Consider the following 13,347-nt stretch of genomic DNA (forward strand, 5'->3'; position numbering starts at 1 on the left):
TCTCCCTATGACTGGCAGCGGCGTGGTAGGCGCTGCTCATCCTACACAAGCTCGGGGCTTTTGGCCCAGGCGGGTGCAAGGCAAATAAAACGCCGGCAAACAGTGCCGGCGGTACACGAAGGGAGGTAGACCATTGCCCGCCGCAAAAGTGCGAAGCTTGGGCAAACAAACCTAAAAGCCGGCGACAAGTCGGGTGACAGGGCAGTGCGCGCTAACACGTGCCTTGTCAGCGGGCCAACGCCTGGTTGGGTTTGTAGAACAAAAAGTGCGTGGTCTTGGCCGTTCGGCGATAAGCCTTGGCCCAGGCTGGATGCACGCTGCGGTCATGGAAGTAGAGCGCGCCGCCAGTGGAGTCCTGCAACTGCTGGTTGAGGGCTTTGCGCGCAATTTCCTTGGCAACGTCGTAGCGCTGCGGCTCCTCGACCTGGTCGGGGCGCCCGTCGCACCACCAGGAAAACTGGCAGGCTTTGCTTTCAACGCCCTGCTTGACCACACCACAGATGGTATCCGGAAAGCCATCCTGGCCCAGGCGGTTCAGCACCACGCTGGCCACGGCGGCCATGTCTTTGGCATCGGCCCCTTTGGCTTCCCAGTAAAGGGTGCGCGCCAGGCAGGTAAGGCTGTCATCCAGCGGTGCCTTGCCAGCCGGGTCCACGGCCTGCGCTTCGCTCGGGGTCAACTTTTCGGCGGGCTTGGGCGGGGGCGCTGCCTCGACCACTTTTTCTTCAAGGGCCTCGGCCTTGCCCTCGGCCACGGCGGCTTTGGCGGGGTCGGCAGCGTGCAAGGGGGCGGCAAGCAGGGCGGTGGTCAGGCCGATCAGCATCCACGAAAAGCGCATGGTCGAACTCCGAACGGTGGGCTGATGCCAGTCTAGCCAAGCGTAAGCATTAATACCAAAGGCAGGGTGGCGGCGGCGGCCACGGTTTGCAGGGCGATGATGGTGGCCATCAACGGGGCATTGCCGCCCATTTGCCGCGCCATTACGTAGGAGGACGAGGCTGTCGGCAGTGCCTGGAACAGCACCGCCACCACGGCGGCCTGGCCGCCCAGGCCCAGCAGCCGGCACAGGCCCCAGGTGGTCACGGGCATGACCAGGAACTTGAACGCCGAAGCCGCCAGTAATGGCCGCGCCTGCTGGCCGAGGCGGGCGCCGCCCAGCGCTGCCCCCACGCACAGCAGCCCCAGCGGCAGGGCAGCCTGGCCCAGGGCCTTGACCGTGGGCTCGATGCCCGGCGGCAGGCCCAGCCCGGTCAAGCGCAGCAGCAGGCCACCCGCGCAGCCGACAATCAGCGGGTTGGCGAAGATCGCCTTCAGCACGGTTGCTGGCGAACTGTGGCGGGCGCTGAAGCGGGCGAACACCAGCACGCAGAGCAGGTTGACCAGGGGCACGATGGCCGCGTTGGCAACCGCGGCCAGGGCTATGCCGGCGCTGCCGTAGAGGCCGGCAGCCAGGGTGGCACCAATGTAGTTGTTGAAGCGGATACCGCCCTGGAACACCGAGGTGAAATCGGCACCCTCGTGGTCTGCCATGCCTTGGTAGAGCACCAGCATCACCGCGCCCGCCAAGGTGGAAAGCATCAGCGCGCCGACCATGCCCAGCACCGGCACACCCTCCAGGTTGGCGGTGGCCAGGCCATGCAGGAACAGCGCTGGCAGCAGTACGTAGTAGCTCAGGCGTTCAGCGCCAGGCCAGAAGGTTTCGGCCAGAAACCCCCGCAGGCGCAGGAAAGTACCCAGGGCAATCAGCAGAATGATCGGGAGCAGGGTGGTCAGCAGCAACTGCAGCATATCAACGTTCCGTGGTCGGGTACCGGCAAAGACTACGGCTACGCAACGATTTGTGAAACGGTATTGACTGCACTCGCTGCTGAAAACGACAGCCCGGCTGACCACCAAGCCTGCCGGGTGAAGGTCAGGCCACGTCCACCAGCACGATCTCGCTGTCTTCGATGGCGGTCACGCGCAGAAGCTGCTCCTGCTCGATGGCCACACCATCACGCGCCTCGACCCGCAGGCCGTTGACTTCCACCTGGCCCTTGGCGGGTACCAGGTACCCCCGGCGATCGGCATCGAAACGGTATTCGGCGGTCTCACCCGCTTTCAGGGTGGCAGCCACCAGGCGTGCATCGGTGCGGATCTGCAGGCTGTCTTCATCGCCGGCGCGGCCGCTGGCCAGGGTCACGAAGCCTTCGCCACGTTCACCTTTGGGGAATGGTCGGCTACCCCATTGCGGTGCTTCACCGGTGCGTTCCGGCACGATCCAGATCTGGAAGATACGGGTATCGACGTCTTCCAGGTTGTACTCGCTGTGCACGATGCCGGTACCGGCACTCATCACCTGGACATCACCGGCCTCGGTCCGGCCTTTGTTGCCAAGGCTGTCCTGGTGGGTGATCGCGCCTTCGCGCACATAGGTGATGATTTCCATGTCGCGGTGTGGGTGCGGTGGGAAGCCGCTGCCGGCCGCGATCAGGTCATCGTTCCAGACCCGCAGGTTGCCCCAGTGCATGCGCGCTGGGTCGTAGTACTCGGCAAAGGAAAAATGGTGGTGGGCGTCGAGCCAGCCGTGGTTGGCATGGCCGAGGCTATCGAACGAACGAAGTTGCAGCATGGTCGCGCTCCTTGAATCAGTGGATGAGGCCATGATGCGCCAAAGAAACATCGAAAATAAGCGTAAATATTGGCTTAAAACAATCGAATTAGTGGTTCTATAACCTGCAAGCACTTGTCCGCTTCATCGCCTAATCCCCTGATCTGCAAGCATTCGCTGGCCATTTTGGGTCGATGCGGCGAACATGCCCATTGTTTCTGTTCAGCAAGGAGTGACCGTGGCCCAAGAGCTACCCCATGCCCCAGCCGACCTTACCCCGCCCGCCCAGTTGCCCTGGTTTCGCCGTGTGGCGGCGCGCCTGCTGGGGCACTGCCTGACCCGCCTGCAGGCGCAGCACCGGGACTCATGGTTCCAGGGCCATGCCAGCGGGCAACGCAGGGGTCATGCCGAGGGTGTGCGCGATGGTTTCGAGCGTGGCCGGGAAGCCGGCTACGAGGCCGGGCGCCAGGTGCTGGTGATCCGCGACAGCCGCCCCGAGGATGCTGCCGTGCCTGGCTGCGACGACAACCTCTTCGACGACTGGCGCCTGCCGCTGACGGCTGAACTGAAAAAACGCTTCAAGGCCGATGTGGCCCTGCGCCTGCCCGCCGAAGCGCAACCCAGCGCTGCGCAATGGAAACTGATTTTCAGCGACACCCCGTCTACCTGCGTGGTGGCCGGCGCGGGCGCGGGCAAATCGACGTCGCTGGTACTGCGCATCCTGCTGTTGCGCCATTACCTGGGCTACGAGCTGGACGCGATGACCGTGGTCACCTTTACCCGCGAGTCGCGCAAAGACTTCATCAAGCGCCTGGTGCAGGTGTTCGCCATGTGGCAGATCAACCTGCAACCGGCGCAGGCGCGCGAGCTGGTGCGGACCTTCCATTCACGCATTCTGCCGCTGGTGCGCAGCCTGCCGGGTTTTGATCAGCTGCGTGCTTTCGAAACGCTGGGCAGCGACATGCCAGCCGGGCGCGAAGCCGAGGCCGACAGCAACCCGTTCGACCTGCGCTTGAATGACGCCCAACGCCAGCAACTGAACCAGTGCTACAGCCGCGTGCTGCATGAAAGCCCACGCTTTGCCGAGCTGGTCGGCTTGCTGCGAAGCGAAGCCTTGCAGCTCAAACCCCTGGACCCGAACAACCCCGAGGTGCAAAAACGCGCCCAGGTTACGCAATTGGCTGCGCAGCGCGACGAAGAGCTGTGTGATGTGATCGAGGACCTCTGGTTCGCTGCCGGCGCCTGGCCGATCACAGGTATCGAACCGTGCCGCGATACCGTCGAGATCCGTGGCAGCCGGTTTCATGTGCATGGGCGCCTGGCGGGGGGCGGGCCGTTGTTGGTGCTCGGCTTCGACCCGACGGAAAGCGCGCAGTACCAGCGCCCTGGCGCCAAGCTGGCGGTACGCGGTGAGTGGGCGGTCAAACGCACTTTGTTGCAGGCGTTCTGCGACCGGCCGCTGATCTGGCTCGACAACTACGCCATGGCTCGGCGCCTGGCAGCGTCGCTGGCCGGTGATGCCGTGGCGGGCCCTGGCTTCGAGTACAAGGTCAAGGGCGAGCTGGCGGCGGCGCCACTGCTGGATGCGTTCGTGGGGGCTGCCAATTTCATCGAGAACCTTGGCCTTGAGGTGAACACGGCCGTGGCGTCGATGAGTTTCCCCAGCGGTGACAGCGACGCCCTGTTCTTCGAGGCCCTGGCCTTGTACTGGAAAGCCCTGGAAGCGCACCTGCTGGGCCTGTCGCCACCGGTGATGAGCTACAACCGCATGTTCGCCCTGTTCGGCGAAAACAACCCGGAAAACCTGCGCCTGCTACCCGACCCGCTGTTGCGGCCATTGGCGCACCTGATGATCGACGAGTTCCAGGACGTGTCGCCACAGATCGTCAGCTGGCTGCGTGCGAGTTTGCGCGAAATACGCCGACGCGGCCCGGCCATGCACACCGGGCGGCATGCCCAGCATTCGTCACTGCTGTGCGTGGGCGACGACTGGCAGTCGATCTATGGCTGGCGCGGCAGTTCACCCAAGTACTTCATGGAATTCACCAAGGCCTTTGCTGCACCGGCCAACACCCGCGTGATGCTGGTCGATAACTACCGTTGCCAGCAACAGGTGATCGATGCCGCCGAGCACCTGGTCAAGGGCACCCCGGCAATTGCCGGCAAGAAGGCCCGCGCCAGCGGCCCCGCCGCGCAATTGCCGGGCTCGCCGGTCAAGGTCTTCGACCGGGATGAGGCAGCCTTGGGCCAGACACTGATGGAGCACTACCAGCGCGGCGAGACGGTGATGATGCTGTACCGCAAGGGCAGCGACCGGGCACTGATGAGCGAGCACCTGCAAAGCGTGGTGCAAGCCGAGGCCGCGCTGCCGGCCGAGCAACGCCGGCTGCGCCAGCTGACCTACCACAGTGCCAAGGGGCTGCAGGCCGACGCGGTGTTCATGCTCGGCGACTGCCAGTACCTGACCAGCTCCCCCTACAAGAACCAGGTCTACCGCCAGGCCGGGTTGGGCAAGGCCGCAGACGCCCAGCCGTTCGATACCGCGCAGAAGGAAGAAGTGCAGCGCCTGGCCTACGTGGCAGTGACCCGAGCCGTGCAGCACTGCTATTGGCACGTCGAGGCCGCCAGCGGCGAAGCGGCAGTGGCGCCAAGGGCGTCTGCACGGGTCGATGGCCGGCAGGCATTCTTCGAGGACCTGCGCGGGCAGTGAAGGGCGCTGTGGCCGGCGAGCAAGGGGCGCCGTTCAGCTGAGGGGTGTCGGTCTGGCCTATGCAAGTGTCGGCCCGGCACCAACGCGGCTGCCGGCATCGCGCCAAGGTAGGGGTGTCGCGGCCTTGCCAGGCCTTAGTCAGGAAGCTACCCATGCGTTCATCGTCGACACCCAAGGATTACTTGCTGGACAACAATGGCATCGAAATCGCGGTGCGCTGCTGGGGCCGGGAGGACGGCATGCCGGTCTTGGCCTTGCATGGCTGGCTGGACAATGCAGCCTCGTTCGACCGCTTGGCACCGCTGCTCGAACACTGTTTCGTCGTGGCCCCCGACCTGGTCGGCCATGGGCGTTCCGACCATCGCCGGCACGACAGTGGCTATTACCTGTGGGAGCACGCCGAGGACATGCTGGCGGTTGCCGACAGCCTCGGCCTGAGCCAATTCCATGTACTGGCCCACGGCATGGGCACGGGGGTGGCGTCGCTGCTTGCGGCCATGACCAGCGGCATCGCCAGCATGACGTTCCTCGACGGTATGGGGGCACCGTTCACCGTCGCCGAGGATGACCGCGTGCAGCACCTGGCGCGGGCCTATCGGCTCAAGCGCATGGTGCAGCGCAGCCAGCTAGCGGGCTTCGGCGAGCCGGGCGCCGCCCGCTTCGATGACCTCGACACCGCCTTGGCGCAACGCCGCGAGCGGCTGGACACCGAGCTGTCCGAAGGCGCCGCCCGCTTGTTGGCCATGCGCGACCTGTTGCAACTGGGCGAGGGCTATTGCTGGCGCCACGACCCGCGGCTGGTGCTGCCCGAACCCATGCCGCTGACCGAGCGCGAAGCGTGCGACCTGCTCAGCCAGATCCGCTGCCCGTTGTACCTGATGTTCGGCCGCCAGGGGGCATTTTCCGGCGATGCGTTCAGCCAGCGCCAGGCAGCTTTGCCCGACCATGCGAAGGTGTCCTGGCACCCGGGCGGTCATCATTTCCACCTGGATGCGCCGGACCGGGCGCTGGCCGACCAACTGCTGCGCATCATCGCGCGGCACGAAGGGGGCATGCTGCAACGCCTGGTGAATGAGTAGCGAGTGCTGGTGATGGCCTGGTGTCCTGCGCTATGGTGGTACACCCCCAGGCCAGCAGGAGCCCGCCATGCGACCCTTCGCCATCCAGCACATCGACCACCTGGTACTGCGGGTCAGGGACCTGCCGCGCAGCGTGGCGTTCTATACCGACCTGCTTGGCTGTTCGGTCAGCCGCGTGCGTGATGACCTGGGCATGGTGCACCTGGCCACGGGCACGGCGATGATCGACCTGGTTACGCTGGACGGGCCGCTGGGGCGAACCGGTGGTGCGGCGCCGGGCGCCGAGGGGCGCAACCTGCATCATTTCTGCCTGCGTATCGAGCCATTCGATGAGCCCGCCTTGCTGGCCTACCTGCAAGCGGCGGGGGTGCAGGTGGAACCTGCCGAGAAACGCTACGGTGCCGAAGGCGAAGGGCCGTCGCTGTACTGCTACGACCCGGATGGCAACCAGGTCGAGCTTAAGGGGCCGATAGCGCCAGTGGCAGCGGTGCACCCCCTCGGGGCTTAACCCTGGCGGCGCCGCACACCGGGGCAGGCAACCATCAGTCGTGATAGCCGCGCAGCCCGAACGCGTAGCCAGTGTCCACGGTGGCCGGCCGGCCCCGGTTCCAGCGCTTTTTCAACACGAACTCGAACGCTGGCTCGTACAAGGCGTCGCGCACCACTGCGCCGGCCAGCACCTCCACGTCATACCAGCCATTGTCCAGCTCGATGATCGGCCGCCCCGGTACCTGGTAGCGCGCCAAGAAGTCACCCAGCGTCTTGGGCGTGAAGTGCTGAAGGATCCGCCAGGTATACAGCATCAGCGCCCCGTGCTCGACGCGCAGTACATAGCCGTTGCGCTGGTGCTTCAGGCGGCTGCCAGCTTCGCGCAGCGCTGGTGTGTGGTTGTCCAGGGTGAACAGAATGCGGTACGGCAGGTTATCGACCCCGGCCAGTGGCAGCACCACACCTTCACTCACGGCTTGGTCGCCGCTGTCGTCATGGGTGAAGGCGTAGGCCAGGTCATCGGGCAGTTGCTGGTCCTGCTTGAACCGTTCGAGCAACTGGATATCGCCAAGCAGAAAGTAGTCGACACCGTCATTGAGCACTTCGCTGAATTCGTGGCGCATCTGTTTTCCTTATTGTTGCGCAGTGCCATAGCGGCATGGGGTTAGTGCTTCTGTGCGATCTGGATCAGGTTGCCGCAGGTGTCATCGAACACCGCGACGGTTACCGCCCCCTTGTTGGTAGGGTGCTGGGTGAACTGGACGCCGGCGGCGCAGAGCCGGGCATACTCTGCCTGAATGTCACGCACGGCGAAGGAGGTGGCAGGGGTACCGGCTTTCTTGAGTCTCGCATGGTTGGCCTGGGCCTGTTCGCTGTCGTACGCCTCCAGCAGCAACTCAACGCCGTTGGGGTCGTTGGGCGAGGTGAGGGTCAGCCAGCGGTGGTCGCCCATGGGGATGTCCTGCTTGGGCTCGAAACCGAGTACGTAATGGTAGAAAGCAAGGGCTTTGGCTTGATTGTCGACGAGGATGCTGGTGACGACGATCTTCATGAGTGCACACCGTATGCCTAGGGTCGATAAGCATTAGTAAAGACGCTGAGGGCCATTTGACCAGTGCGCTTGAGCCTACCCAGGGAAAACCTGCTCAAGCCATAGGCAAATGCTTGATCCGCCAGCCACCGCCCGGGCGCCTGCGGGGGTAAAGTGTCAGCCATGATCCCGATTCCCGTGCGCCCAGGCCGGCGCCAGAGAGGTAAGCGTGGCTGCCTATACCCTGCGACAACTCAAGTACTTCGTCACCACGGTAGAAGCCGGTAGCGTGGCGGAGGCTTCGCGCCAGCTTTACATCGCCCAGCCGTCGATTTCCACGGCCATCAAAGGCCTGGAGGAAAGCTTCGGGGTGCAGTTGTTCATCCGCCACCATGCTCAGGGTGTGTCGTTGACGCCCAGCGGCAAGCGCTTTTACGCCAAGGCCAAGTCGCTGCTGCAAATGGCCCATGAGTTCGAACAAAACGCCCTGGCCGACAATGACACCGTGGCCGGGCAAATCGATATCGGTTGCTTCGAAACCGTGGCGCCGTTGTACCTGCCACGGCTGATTGCCGGTTTCCGCCAGCGCTACCCTGGCGTGGATATCCGCCTGCGCGACGGCGAGCAGCAGGACCTGATCCAGGGCCTGACCGCAGGGAGCTTCGACCTGGCGTTTCTCTATGATCACGACCTCGATGGCACCATCGAGGCCGAGCCGCTGATGCCGCCGCAAAAACCGTACGTATTGCTGCCGGAGAACCACCGTTTTGCCAGCCAGGGCCAGGTCTCGCTGCGCGACCTGTGCCCGGAGCCGATGATCTTGCTGGACGTGGCGCCCAGCCGTACTTACTTCGTCAGCCTGTTCAACGAACTGGGCCTCACGCCGAACATCGTCTTCAGTTCGCCCTCGATCGAGATGGTGCGCGGCATGGTCGGGCAGGGGTTCGGGTTTTCGCTGTTGGTCACCCGGCCGCATTCGCCCTACACCTACGACGGCCAGCGCCTGGTCATGCTGGACATCACCGAGCCGGTGGCGCTGTCGGGGCTGGCCGCGGCTTGGTTGAAGCGTGTACAGCTGACCAAGCCGGCGCAGTTGTTCGTGGCGTTCTGCCGCGAAGAGCTGGCGAAGTTCCAAGATCTGCAGTCGCAGCGCGGTGCCTGACGCCGTTCAGAACCAGCGGTCATTCTTCTTGCGCCCGCGGGTCAGCGCCGGCAGGATCAGCCCCGCCAGCAGGCCCGCGCCGGCGATGCTGCCACCGTAGACCATGTAGCGCATCATCACCTGTTTGTTCTCATCGCCCAGGCGCGCCTGGGTGTCGCGCAGCTCCGACTGGCTCTGGTCGTATTGCTCGTTGAGCGCCTTGTTGCGTGCCTCCAGCTCATCGATCAGCTTCTTGCGGGAGTCCAGGGTTTCCTGCATGCCCTGCACGCGGTTTTTCCAGCTGTCGTCGATGGTCTTCAGTTGGCCGGTGAGCTCTGTCACCTGCGCATCCAGCAGCGGCAGCCGTTCGTTCTGGCCGGGAACCGCCTGCAGGTCATCGCTGAGGATCCACACCACGTCGCCATTCTGGCCGCGCACCTGGCTGTACTTGCCCTGGCTGCCAAGCAGGGTCAGCTTTTGCCCGGACTTGAGGGTGCCGACAATGCGATGGCCGTCGGTCGGCCCGCTACGCACATAGGTGCTCAGGCTGTCGCTGACCCAGCGTGCGTCGCTGGCGGGCTGTTCGGCATGCACGGGTGCGGCAAGCGCCAGCAGGGCGGCGATCAGGCTGCCGCGCAGGGCAGGGAGGGCGGAGGCGGTTGGGCGGGAATCGGGCATGTTGGTCTTCGCTGCAACGGAGAAAAAGTAGGCCGGTGACTGGGCCGATGAACCGGTCGGTGAGTTGACCGTCAGCGAATGACCTTTTTTTTGTCAGCAGGTTCACTGCCTGGCGTCGGAAATGTCTGCAGGATGTTGCAGCGCCCAAGCCGTGCCGGGGCGCCGCCGATGACGCAATTGTAATGCGGGGATCATCCTGGCGTTATCTGCCGAGGGGCAATCTCGCAACGCCGACATAAAAACAAATGCGACGTTCAAGGAGCATCCGATGACTTGCAGATACCCCCTTAAACTGGCTGCATGCCTGGCCTTGGCCAGCGTCGGTGGCCAGGCACTGGCCGCCGAAAAGAACACGGACGGCTTCATCGAAGGTAGCACCCTCGATGTGCTCAACCGCAACTTCTACTTCAACCGTGACAACCGCGACGCTGCAGCGCCCACGCACAACCCGCGCAAAGCGGCTGACAATGGCTACTCCGAGGCCTGGGCTCACGCCGTGATCGCCCGCTTCGAGTCGGGCTTTAGCGAAGGCACGGTCGGTATCGGCGTGGACGCGTTTGCCATGCTCGGCCTCAAGCTCGATACCGGCGGCGGCCGTAACGGCGGGCGCAGTTCGTTCGATGTATTGCCGGTAGACCATGACGGCCAGGCGCGCGATGAATACACCAAGGTTGGCGGCGCGGCCAAGGTGCGCCTCTTCGATACGGTATTGAAGGTGGGCGATGTGTTTCCGGTTAACCCGGTGGTCGCCGCAGGCGACTCACGGCTGTTGCCCGAGAGCTTTCGGGGCGTGACCCTGGAGAACACCAGCATCAAGGACCTGACTTTGCAGGCGGGGCGCCTGCATGCCATGAGCCAGCCCATGTCCAGCGGCATGCGGGAAAACTTCGCCACATTCTACGGCGGCCCGGTGGACTCGCCCTGGATCGCCTACGGCGGCGGCGACTACACCCTCAACGAATATGCCAGTGTCAGCCTGTTCAGCAGCCGGCTCAAGGATGTCTGGAACCAGTACTACGCCGGCACCAGCCTGAGTTGGCCGCTTGGCGAGCAACTGGCGCTGATTGGCGGTTTCAATTACTACAAGGCCGTGGACGAGGGGCGCCAGCGCCTGGGTGCTTTCGACAACGATATCTGGAGTGCCAAGCTGGGCGTGCGTTTCGGTGCCCACACCCTTGCGCTCACCCACCAGCGCAACAATGGCGACGACGACTTCGATTACTTGCGCCAGGCCGACTCGATCTTCCTCGACAACTCCATCCAGTACAGCGACTTCAACTCGCCCAAGGAGCGTTCGTGGATGCTGCGCTATGACCTGAACATGGCGGCCTATGGCGTGCCTGGGTTGTCGTTCATGACCCGCTACGGCAAAGGTAGCGACGCGGACTACAGCAACGCCAACGCCGTATATATGCGCCGGGGTGCCGATGGCAACCCGCTGACCGATCAGAAACGCTGGGAGCGCGATATCGAGGTCAAGTACGTGGTGCAGAGCGGTGCGGCCAAGGACTTGGCGCTGCGCGTACGCCAGGCCACCACCCGCGCCACGGCGTTCGAGTCGGACCTGGACGAAGTGCGGCTGATCGTCGAGTACCCACTGTCGATCCTGTGAATTCACCTTGGTAGCTTTCCAGCTCCTTTGGTTTGGGTGAATGTTTTGCGCCCCTTGGGCAATGCAAGTCAGTTAAGTAATTTGGGGCAGTCCAGGGGATCGCGCAGTTCTTGAGTTCAGCGCCAAACCTGTGGGAGCGGGCGTGCCCGCGAAGGGCTGCAAAGCAGCCCCAGTAACGGTCAACTGACAGGCATTACCCTGTGGGGCGCTTTTTTTTGGGCAGTAGCCGTTACCGCTGCGCGGGTTCAGGTGTCTGCGGTTTCGCTCGCAGCCTGCGCCGTCTTGACCGACGCCTTTTTCTCCTGCACCACGATATAGAACTCTTCGCCATGCTTCACCGCCCCATACAGCACGGCTTTTTCGATCAGCTCGTTGCCGCGCAGCTGGCGCAGCATCATCGGGTCCTTGCGCAGGTCGCGGTACAGCGCCAGGCAAAGCAGCACCATCACCACCACAAACGGCAGGGCCACCACGATCGTCAGGTTCTGAAGCCCGGTCAGCGCTTCGCCAGGGTCCCGTGGGTCGCCGATCGCCAACATGATGGCCGCGACCGTCCCGGTCAGCGCGCCCCAGAAGATCACCGTGCGCCGCGAAGGTGCGGTGGTGCCGTGCTCCGACAGCGTGCCCATCACCAGCGACGCTGCGTCGGCGCCCGAGACAAAGAAGATGCCCACCAGCACCATCACCAGCACTGACGTCGCAGAGGCCAGTGGGTAGCTGTCCAGCAACTGGTACAACGCATGGTTGCTGTTGACTGCCCCGTTGGCCAGCTGGAAAGCACCTTCGCGCAGGGCATCGACGGCCGCGCCGCCGAAGATGGTGAACCACACCAGGCTGACCAGGCTCGGCACCAGCAGCACGCCGGTAACGAACTGGCGGATGGTGCGGCCACGGCTGATGCGGGCAATGAACATGCCCACGAACGGCGTCCAGGAAATCCACCAGGCCCAATAGAACACTGTCCAGCCGGCCAGCCAGCTGTTCATCTGCTCGCCACCGCTGGCGTTGGTACGGGCCATCATTTCCGGCAGCATCTTGATGTAGATGCCGAGCGAGGTCGGCAGCAGGTTCAGCATGAGCAGGGTCGGCCCGACCATGAACACGAACAGCGCCAGCACCAGGGCCAGCACCATGTTGATGTTGGACAACCACTGGATGCCCTTGCCGATGCCCGATACCGCCGACGAGACGAAGGCGATGGTCAGCAGGGTGATGATGGAGATGTAGAACAGCTTGCCGGGGCTCTCGATCCAGCCGTTGTATTCCAACCCGCCGGCGATCTGCAGGGCGCCCAGGCCCAGCGAGGCCGCCGAGCCGAACAGCGTGGCGAAGATTGCCATCATGTCGATCAGCCGGCCAAGCGGGCCGTTGGCGTGCTTGCCGATCAACGGCCGGAAGGCCGCGGAAATCAACTGTGAGCGGCCCCGGCGGAAGGTCCCGTAGGCGATGACCAGGCCGACGATGGCGTACATGGCCCAAGGGTGCAAGGTCCAGTGGAAGAGGGTGGTCGCCATGGCGACCTGCATCGCTTCGCTGGTCTGCCCGCTGGCCGAGCCGGGCGGCGGTGACACGTAGTGCGACAGCGGCTCGGCCACGCCGAAGAACATCAGGCCGATACCCATGCCGGCACTGAACATCATCGCCACCCAGGACACCGTGCGAAACTCTGGCTGTTCGCCATCACGGCCAAGCGGTACCCGCCCGTAACGGCTGGCGGCCAGCCACAGCACGAACACCACGAACAGGGTGGAGGTCAGTACGAAGAACCAGCCAAAGTTGAGAATGACCCACGATTGAGCGGTGGAGGCACTGCGCGCCAGGCTGGCCTGGTTGATGAAGCCCCAAAGCACGAAAGCGATGGCCAGGATGCTGGTGAAACCGAAGACCACCCAGTCCAGCTTGCCCTCGAAGCGCCGGTCCTGGCGGGCTTCTGCGGTTTTCGAGGGGTCGGTAACGCCAAGGTCAAGTGTTTCGTTGATGTGTTCCTTTACCATGAATGCTGAGGCCCCTGTGTGGCT

General features: G+C 64.0%; 12 protein-coding genes. 5 read left to right on the forward strand and 7 right to left on the reverse strand.

The features are described from left to right. Positions 1 to 226: 226 nt before the first annotated feature. The 3 genes from FPB55_RS10165 to FPB55_RS10175 all read right to left on the reverse strand — a co-directional run bounded on the left by FPB55_RS10165 (position 227) and on the right by FPB55_RS10175 (position 2,611). Complete coding sequence (locus tag FPB55_RS10165) at positions 227 to 838, reverse strand: cell wall hydrolase (RefSeq protein ID WP_054914184.1); 612 nt, start codon at positions 836 to 838, stop codon at positions 227 to 229. Positions 839 to 870: 32 nt separating this feature from the next. Continuing rightward, complete coding sequence (locus FPB55_RS10170; protein ID WP_054903942.1) at positions 871 to 1,788, reverse strand: AEC family transporter; 918 nt, start codon at positions 1,786 to 1,788, stop codon at positions 871 to 873. 124 nt (positions 1,789 to 1,912) lie between these two features. Then, entirely contained in the window at positions 1,913 to 2,611 is a 699-nt protein-coding gene (locus FPB55_RS10175) for a pirin family protein (RefSeq protein WP_029887325.1), read from the reverse strand. 184 nt (positions 2,612 to 2,795) lie between these two features. Here FPB55_RS10175 and FPB55_RS10180 point away from each other — a divergent pair, with 184 nt between their 5' ends. The 3 genes from FPB55_RS10180 (at position 2,796) to FPB55_RS10190 (ending at position 6,887) form a co-directional block, all read left to right on the forward strand. Next, positions 2,796 to 5,300: a UvrD-helicase domain-containing protein gene (locus FPB55_RS10180; RefSeq protein ID WP_144188105.1), complete on the forward strand. Its 2,505-nt coding sequence runs from the start codon at positions 2,796 to 2,798 to the stop codon at positions 5,298 to 5,300. Between the two features lie 152 nt (positions 5,301 to 5,452). After that, positions 5,453 to 6,379, forward strand: a complete 927-nt coding sequence (locus FPB55_RS10185; protein ID WP_009686546.1) for an alpha/beta fold hydrolase — start codon at positions 5,453 to 5,455, stop codon at positions 6,377 to 6,379. Positions 6,380 to 6,446: 67 nt separating this feature from the next. Continuing rightward, complete coding sequence (locus FPB55_RS10190; protein ID WP_144188107.1) at positions 6,447 to 6,887, forward strand: VOC family protein; 441 nt, start codon at positions 6,447 to 6,449, stop codon at positions 6,885 to 6,887. A gap of 34 nt (positions 6,888 to 6,921) precedes the next feature. On the opposite strand, the gene FPB55_RS10195 is transcribed toward FPB55_RS10190, so the two are convergent. Both FPB55_RS10195 and FPB55_RS10200 read right to left on the reverse strand, forming a co-directional pair. Further along, a complete protein-coding gene (locus FPB55_RS10195) occupies positions 6,922 to 7,491 on the reverse strand; it encodes a hypothetical protein (RefSeq protein ID WP_144188109.1) in 570 nt (189 codons plus the stop codon). A gap of 41 nt (positions 7,492 to 7,532) precedes the next feature. Next, entirely contained in the window at positions 7,533 to 7,919 is a 387-nt protein-coding gene (locus tag FPB55_RS10200; RefSeq protein ID WP_110679633.1) for a VOC family protein, read from the reverse strand. A 208-nt stretch (positions 7,920 to 8,127) separates the two neighbouring features. Between FPB55_RS10200 and FPB55_RS10205 the strand changes: the two genes are divergently transcribed. Next, positions 8,128 to 9,060 (forward strand): LysR family transcriptional regulator, encoded by a 933-nt coding sequence (locus tag FPB55_RS10205; protein WP_009686550.1) that lies wholly within the window; start codon positions 8,128 to 8,130, stop codon positions 9,058 to 9,060. Between the two features lie 6 nt (positions 9,061 to 9,066). Here the strand turns inward: FPB55_RS10205 and FPB55_RS10210 are convergent, their stop codons facing one another. Then, positions 9,067 to 9,717, reverse strand: coding sequence for a TIGR04211 family SH3 domain-containing protein (locus FPB55_RS10210; RefSeq protein WP_054881133.1), 651 nt, complete (start codon positions 9,715 to 9,717; stop codon positions 9,067 to 9,069). 268 nt (positions 9,718 to 9,985) lie between these two features. Between FPB55_RS10210 and FPB55_RS10215 the strand changes: the two genes are divergently transcribed. Then, complete coding sequence (locus tag FPB55_RS10215; protein ID WP_054881132.1) at positions 9,986 to 11,329, forward strand: OprD family porin; 1,344 nt, start codon at positions 9,986 to 9,988, stop codon at positions 11,327 to 11,329. Between the two features lie 245 nt (positions 11,330 to 11,574). Here the strand turns inward: FPB55_RS10215 and FPB55_RS10220 are convergent, their stop codons facing one another. Further along, positions 11,575 to 13,323, reverse strand: coding sequence for a BCCT family transporter (locus FPB55_RS10220; protein WP_047149647.1), 1,749 nt, complete (start codon positions 13,321 to 13,323; stop codon positions 11,575 to 11,577). Between the last annotated feature and the right edge of the window lie 24 nt (positions 13,324 to 13,347).

The organism is Pseudomonas sp. BJP69 (assembly GCF_007633355.1).
Taxonomy (GTDB): domain Bacteria; phylum Pseudomonadota; class Gammaproteobacteria; order Pseudomonadales; family Pseudomonadaceae; genus Aquipseudomonas; species Aquipseudomonas juntendi.

What these genes read in the sequence shown, in the direction of transcription:
- FPB55_RS10175 (WP_029887325.1), bottom strand. Translation starts at nt 2,611, where the DNA reads ATGCTGCAACTTCGTTCGTTCGATAGCCTCGGCCATGCCAACCACGGC.
- FPB55_RS10195 (WP_144188109.1), bottom strand. Translation starts at nt 7,491, where the DNA reads ATGCGCCACGAATTCAGCGAAGTGCTCAATGACGGTGTCGACTACTTT.
- FPB55_RS10190 (WP_144188107.1), top strand. Translation starts at nt 6,447, where the DNA reads ATGCGACCCTTCGCCATCCAGCACATCGACCACCTGGTACTGCGGGTC.
- FPB55_RS10220 (WP_047149647.1), bottom strand. Translation starts at nt 13,323, where the DNA reads ATGGTAAAGGAACACATCAACGAAACACTTGACCTTGGCGTTACCGAC.
- FPB55_RS10165 (WP_054914184.1), bottom strand. Translation starts at nt 838, where the DNA reads ATGCGCTTTTCGTGGATGCTGATCGGCCTGACCACCGCCCTGCTTGCC.
- FPB55_RS10200 (WP_110679633.1), bottom strand. Translation starts at nt 7,919, where the DNA reads ATGAAGATCGTCGTCACCAGCATCCTCGTCGACAATCAAGCCAAAGCC.
- FPB55_RS10210 (WP_054881133.1), bottom strand. Translation starts at nt 9,717, where the DNA reads ATGCCCGATTCCCGCCCAACCGCCTCCGCCCTCCCTGCCCTGCGCGGC.
- FPB55_RS10215 (WP_054881132.1), top strand. Translation starts at nt 9,986, where the DNA reads ATGACTTGCAGATACCCCCTTAAACTGGCTGCATGCCTGGCCTTGGCC.
- FPB55_RS10180 (WP_144188105.1), top strand. Translation starts at nt 2,796, where the DNA reads ATGCCCATTGTTTCTGTTCAGCAAGGAGTGACCGTGGCCCAAGAGCTA.
- FPB55_RS10170 (WP_054903942.1), bottom strand. Translation starts at nt 1,788, where the DNA reads ATGCTGCAGTTGCTGCTGACCACCCTGCTCCCGATCATTCTGCTGATT.
- FPB55_RS10185 (WP_009686546.1), top strand. Translation starts at nt 5,453, where the DNA reads ATGCGTTCATCGTCGACACCCAAGGATTACTTGCTGGACAACAATGGC.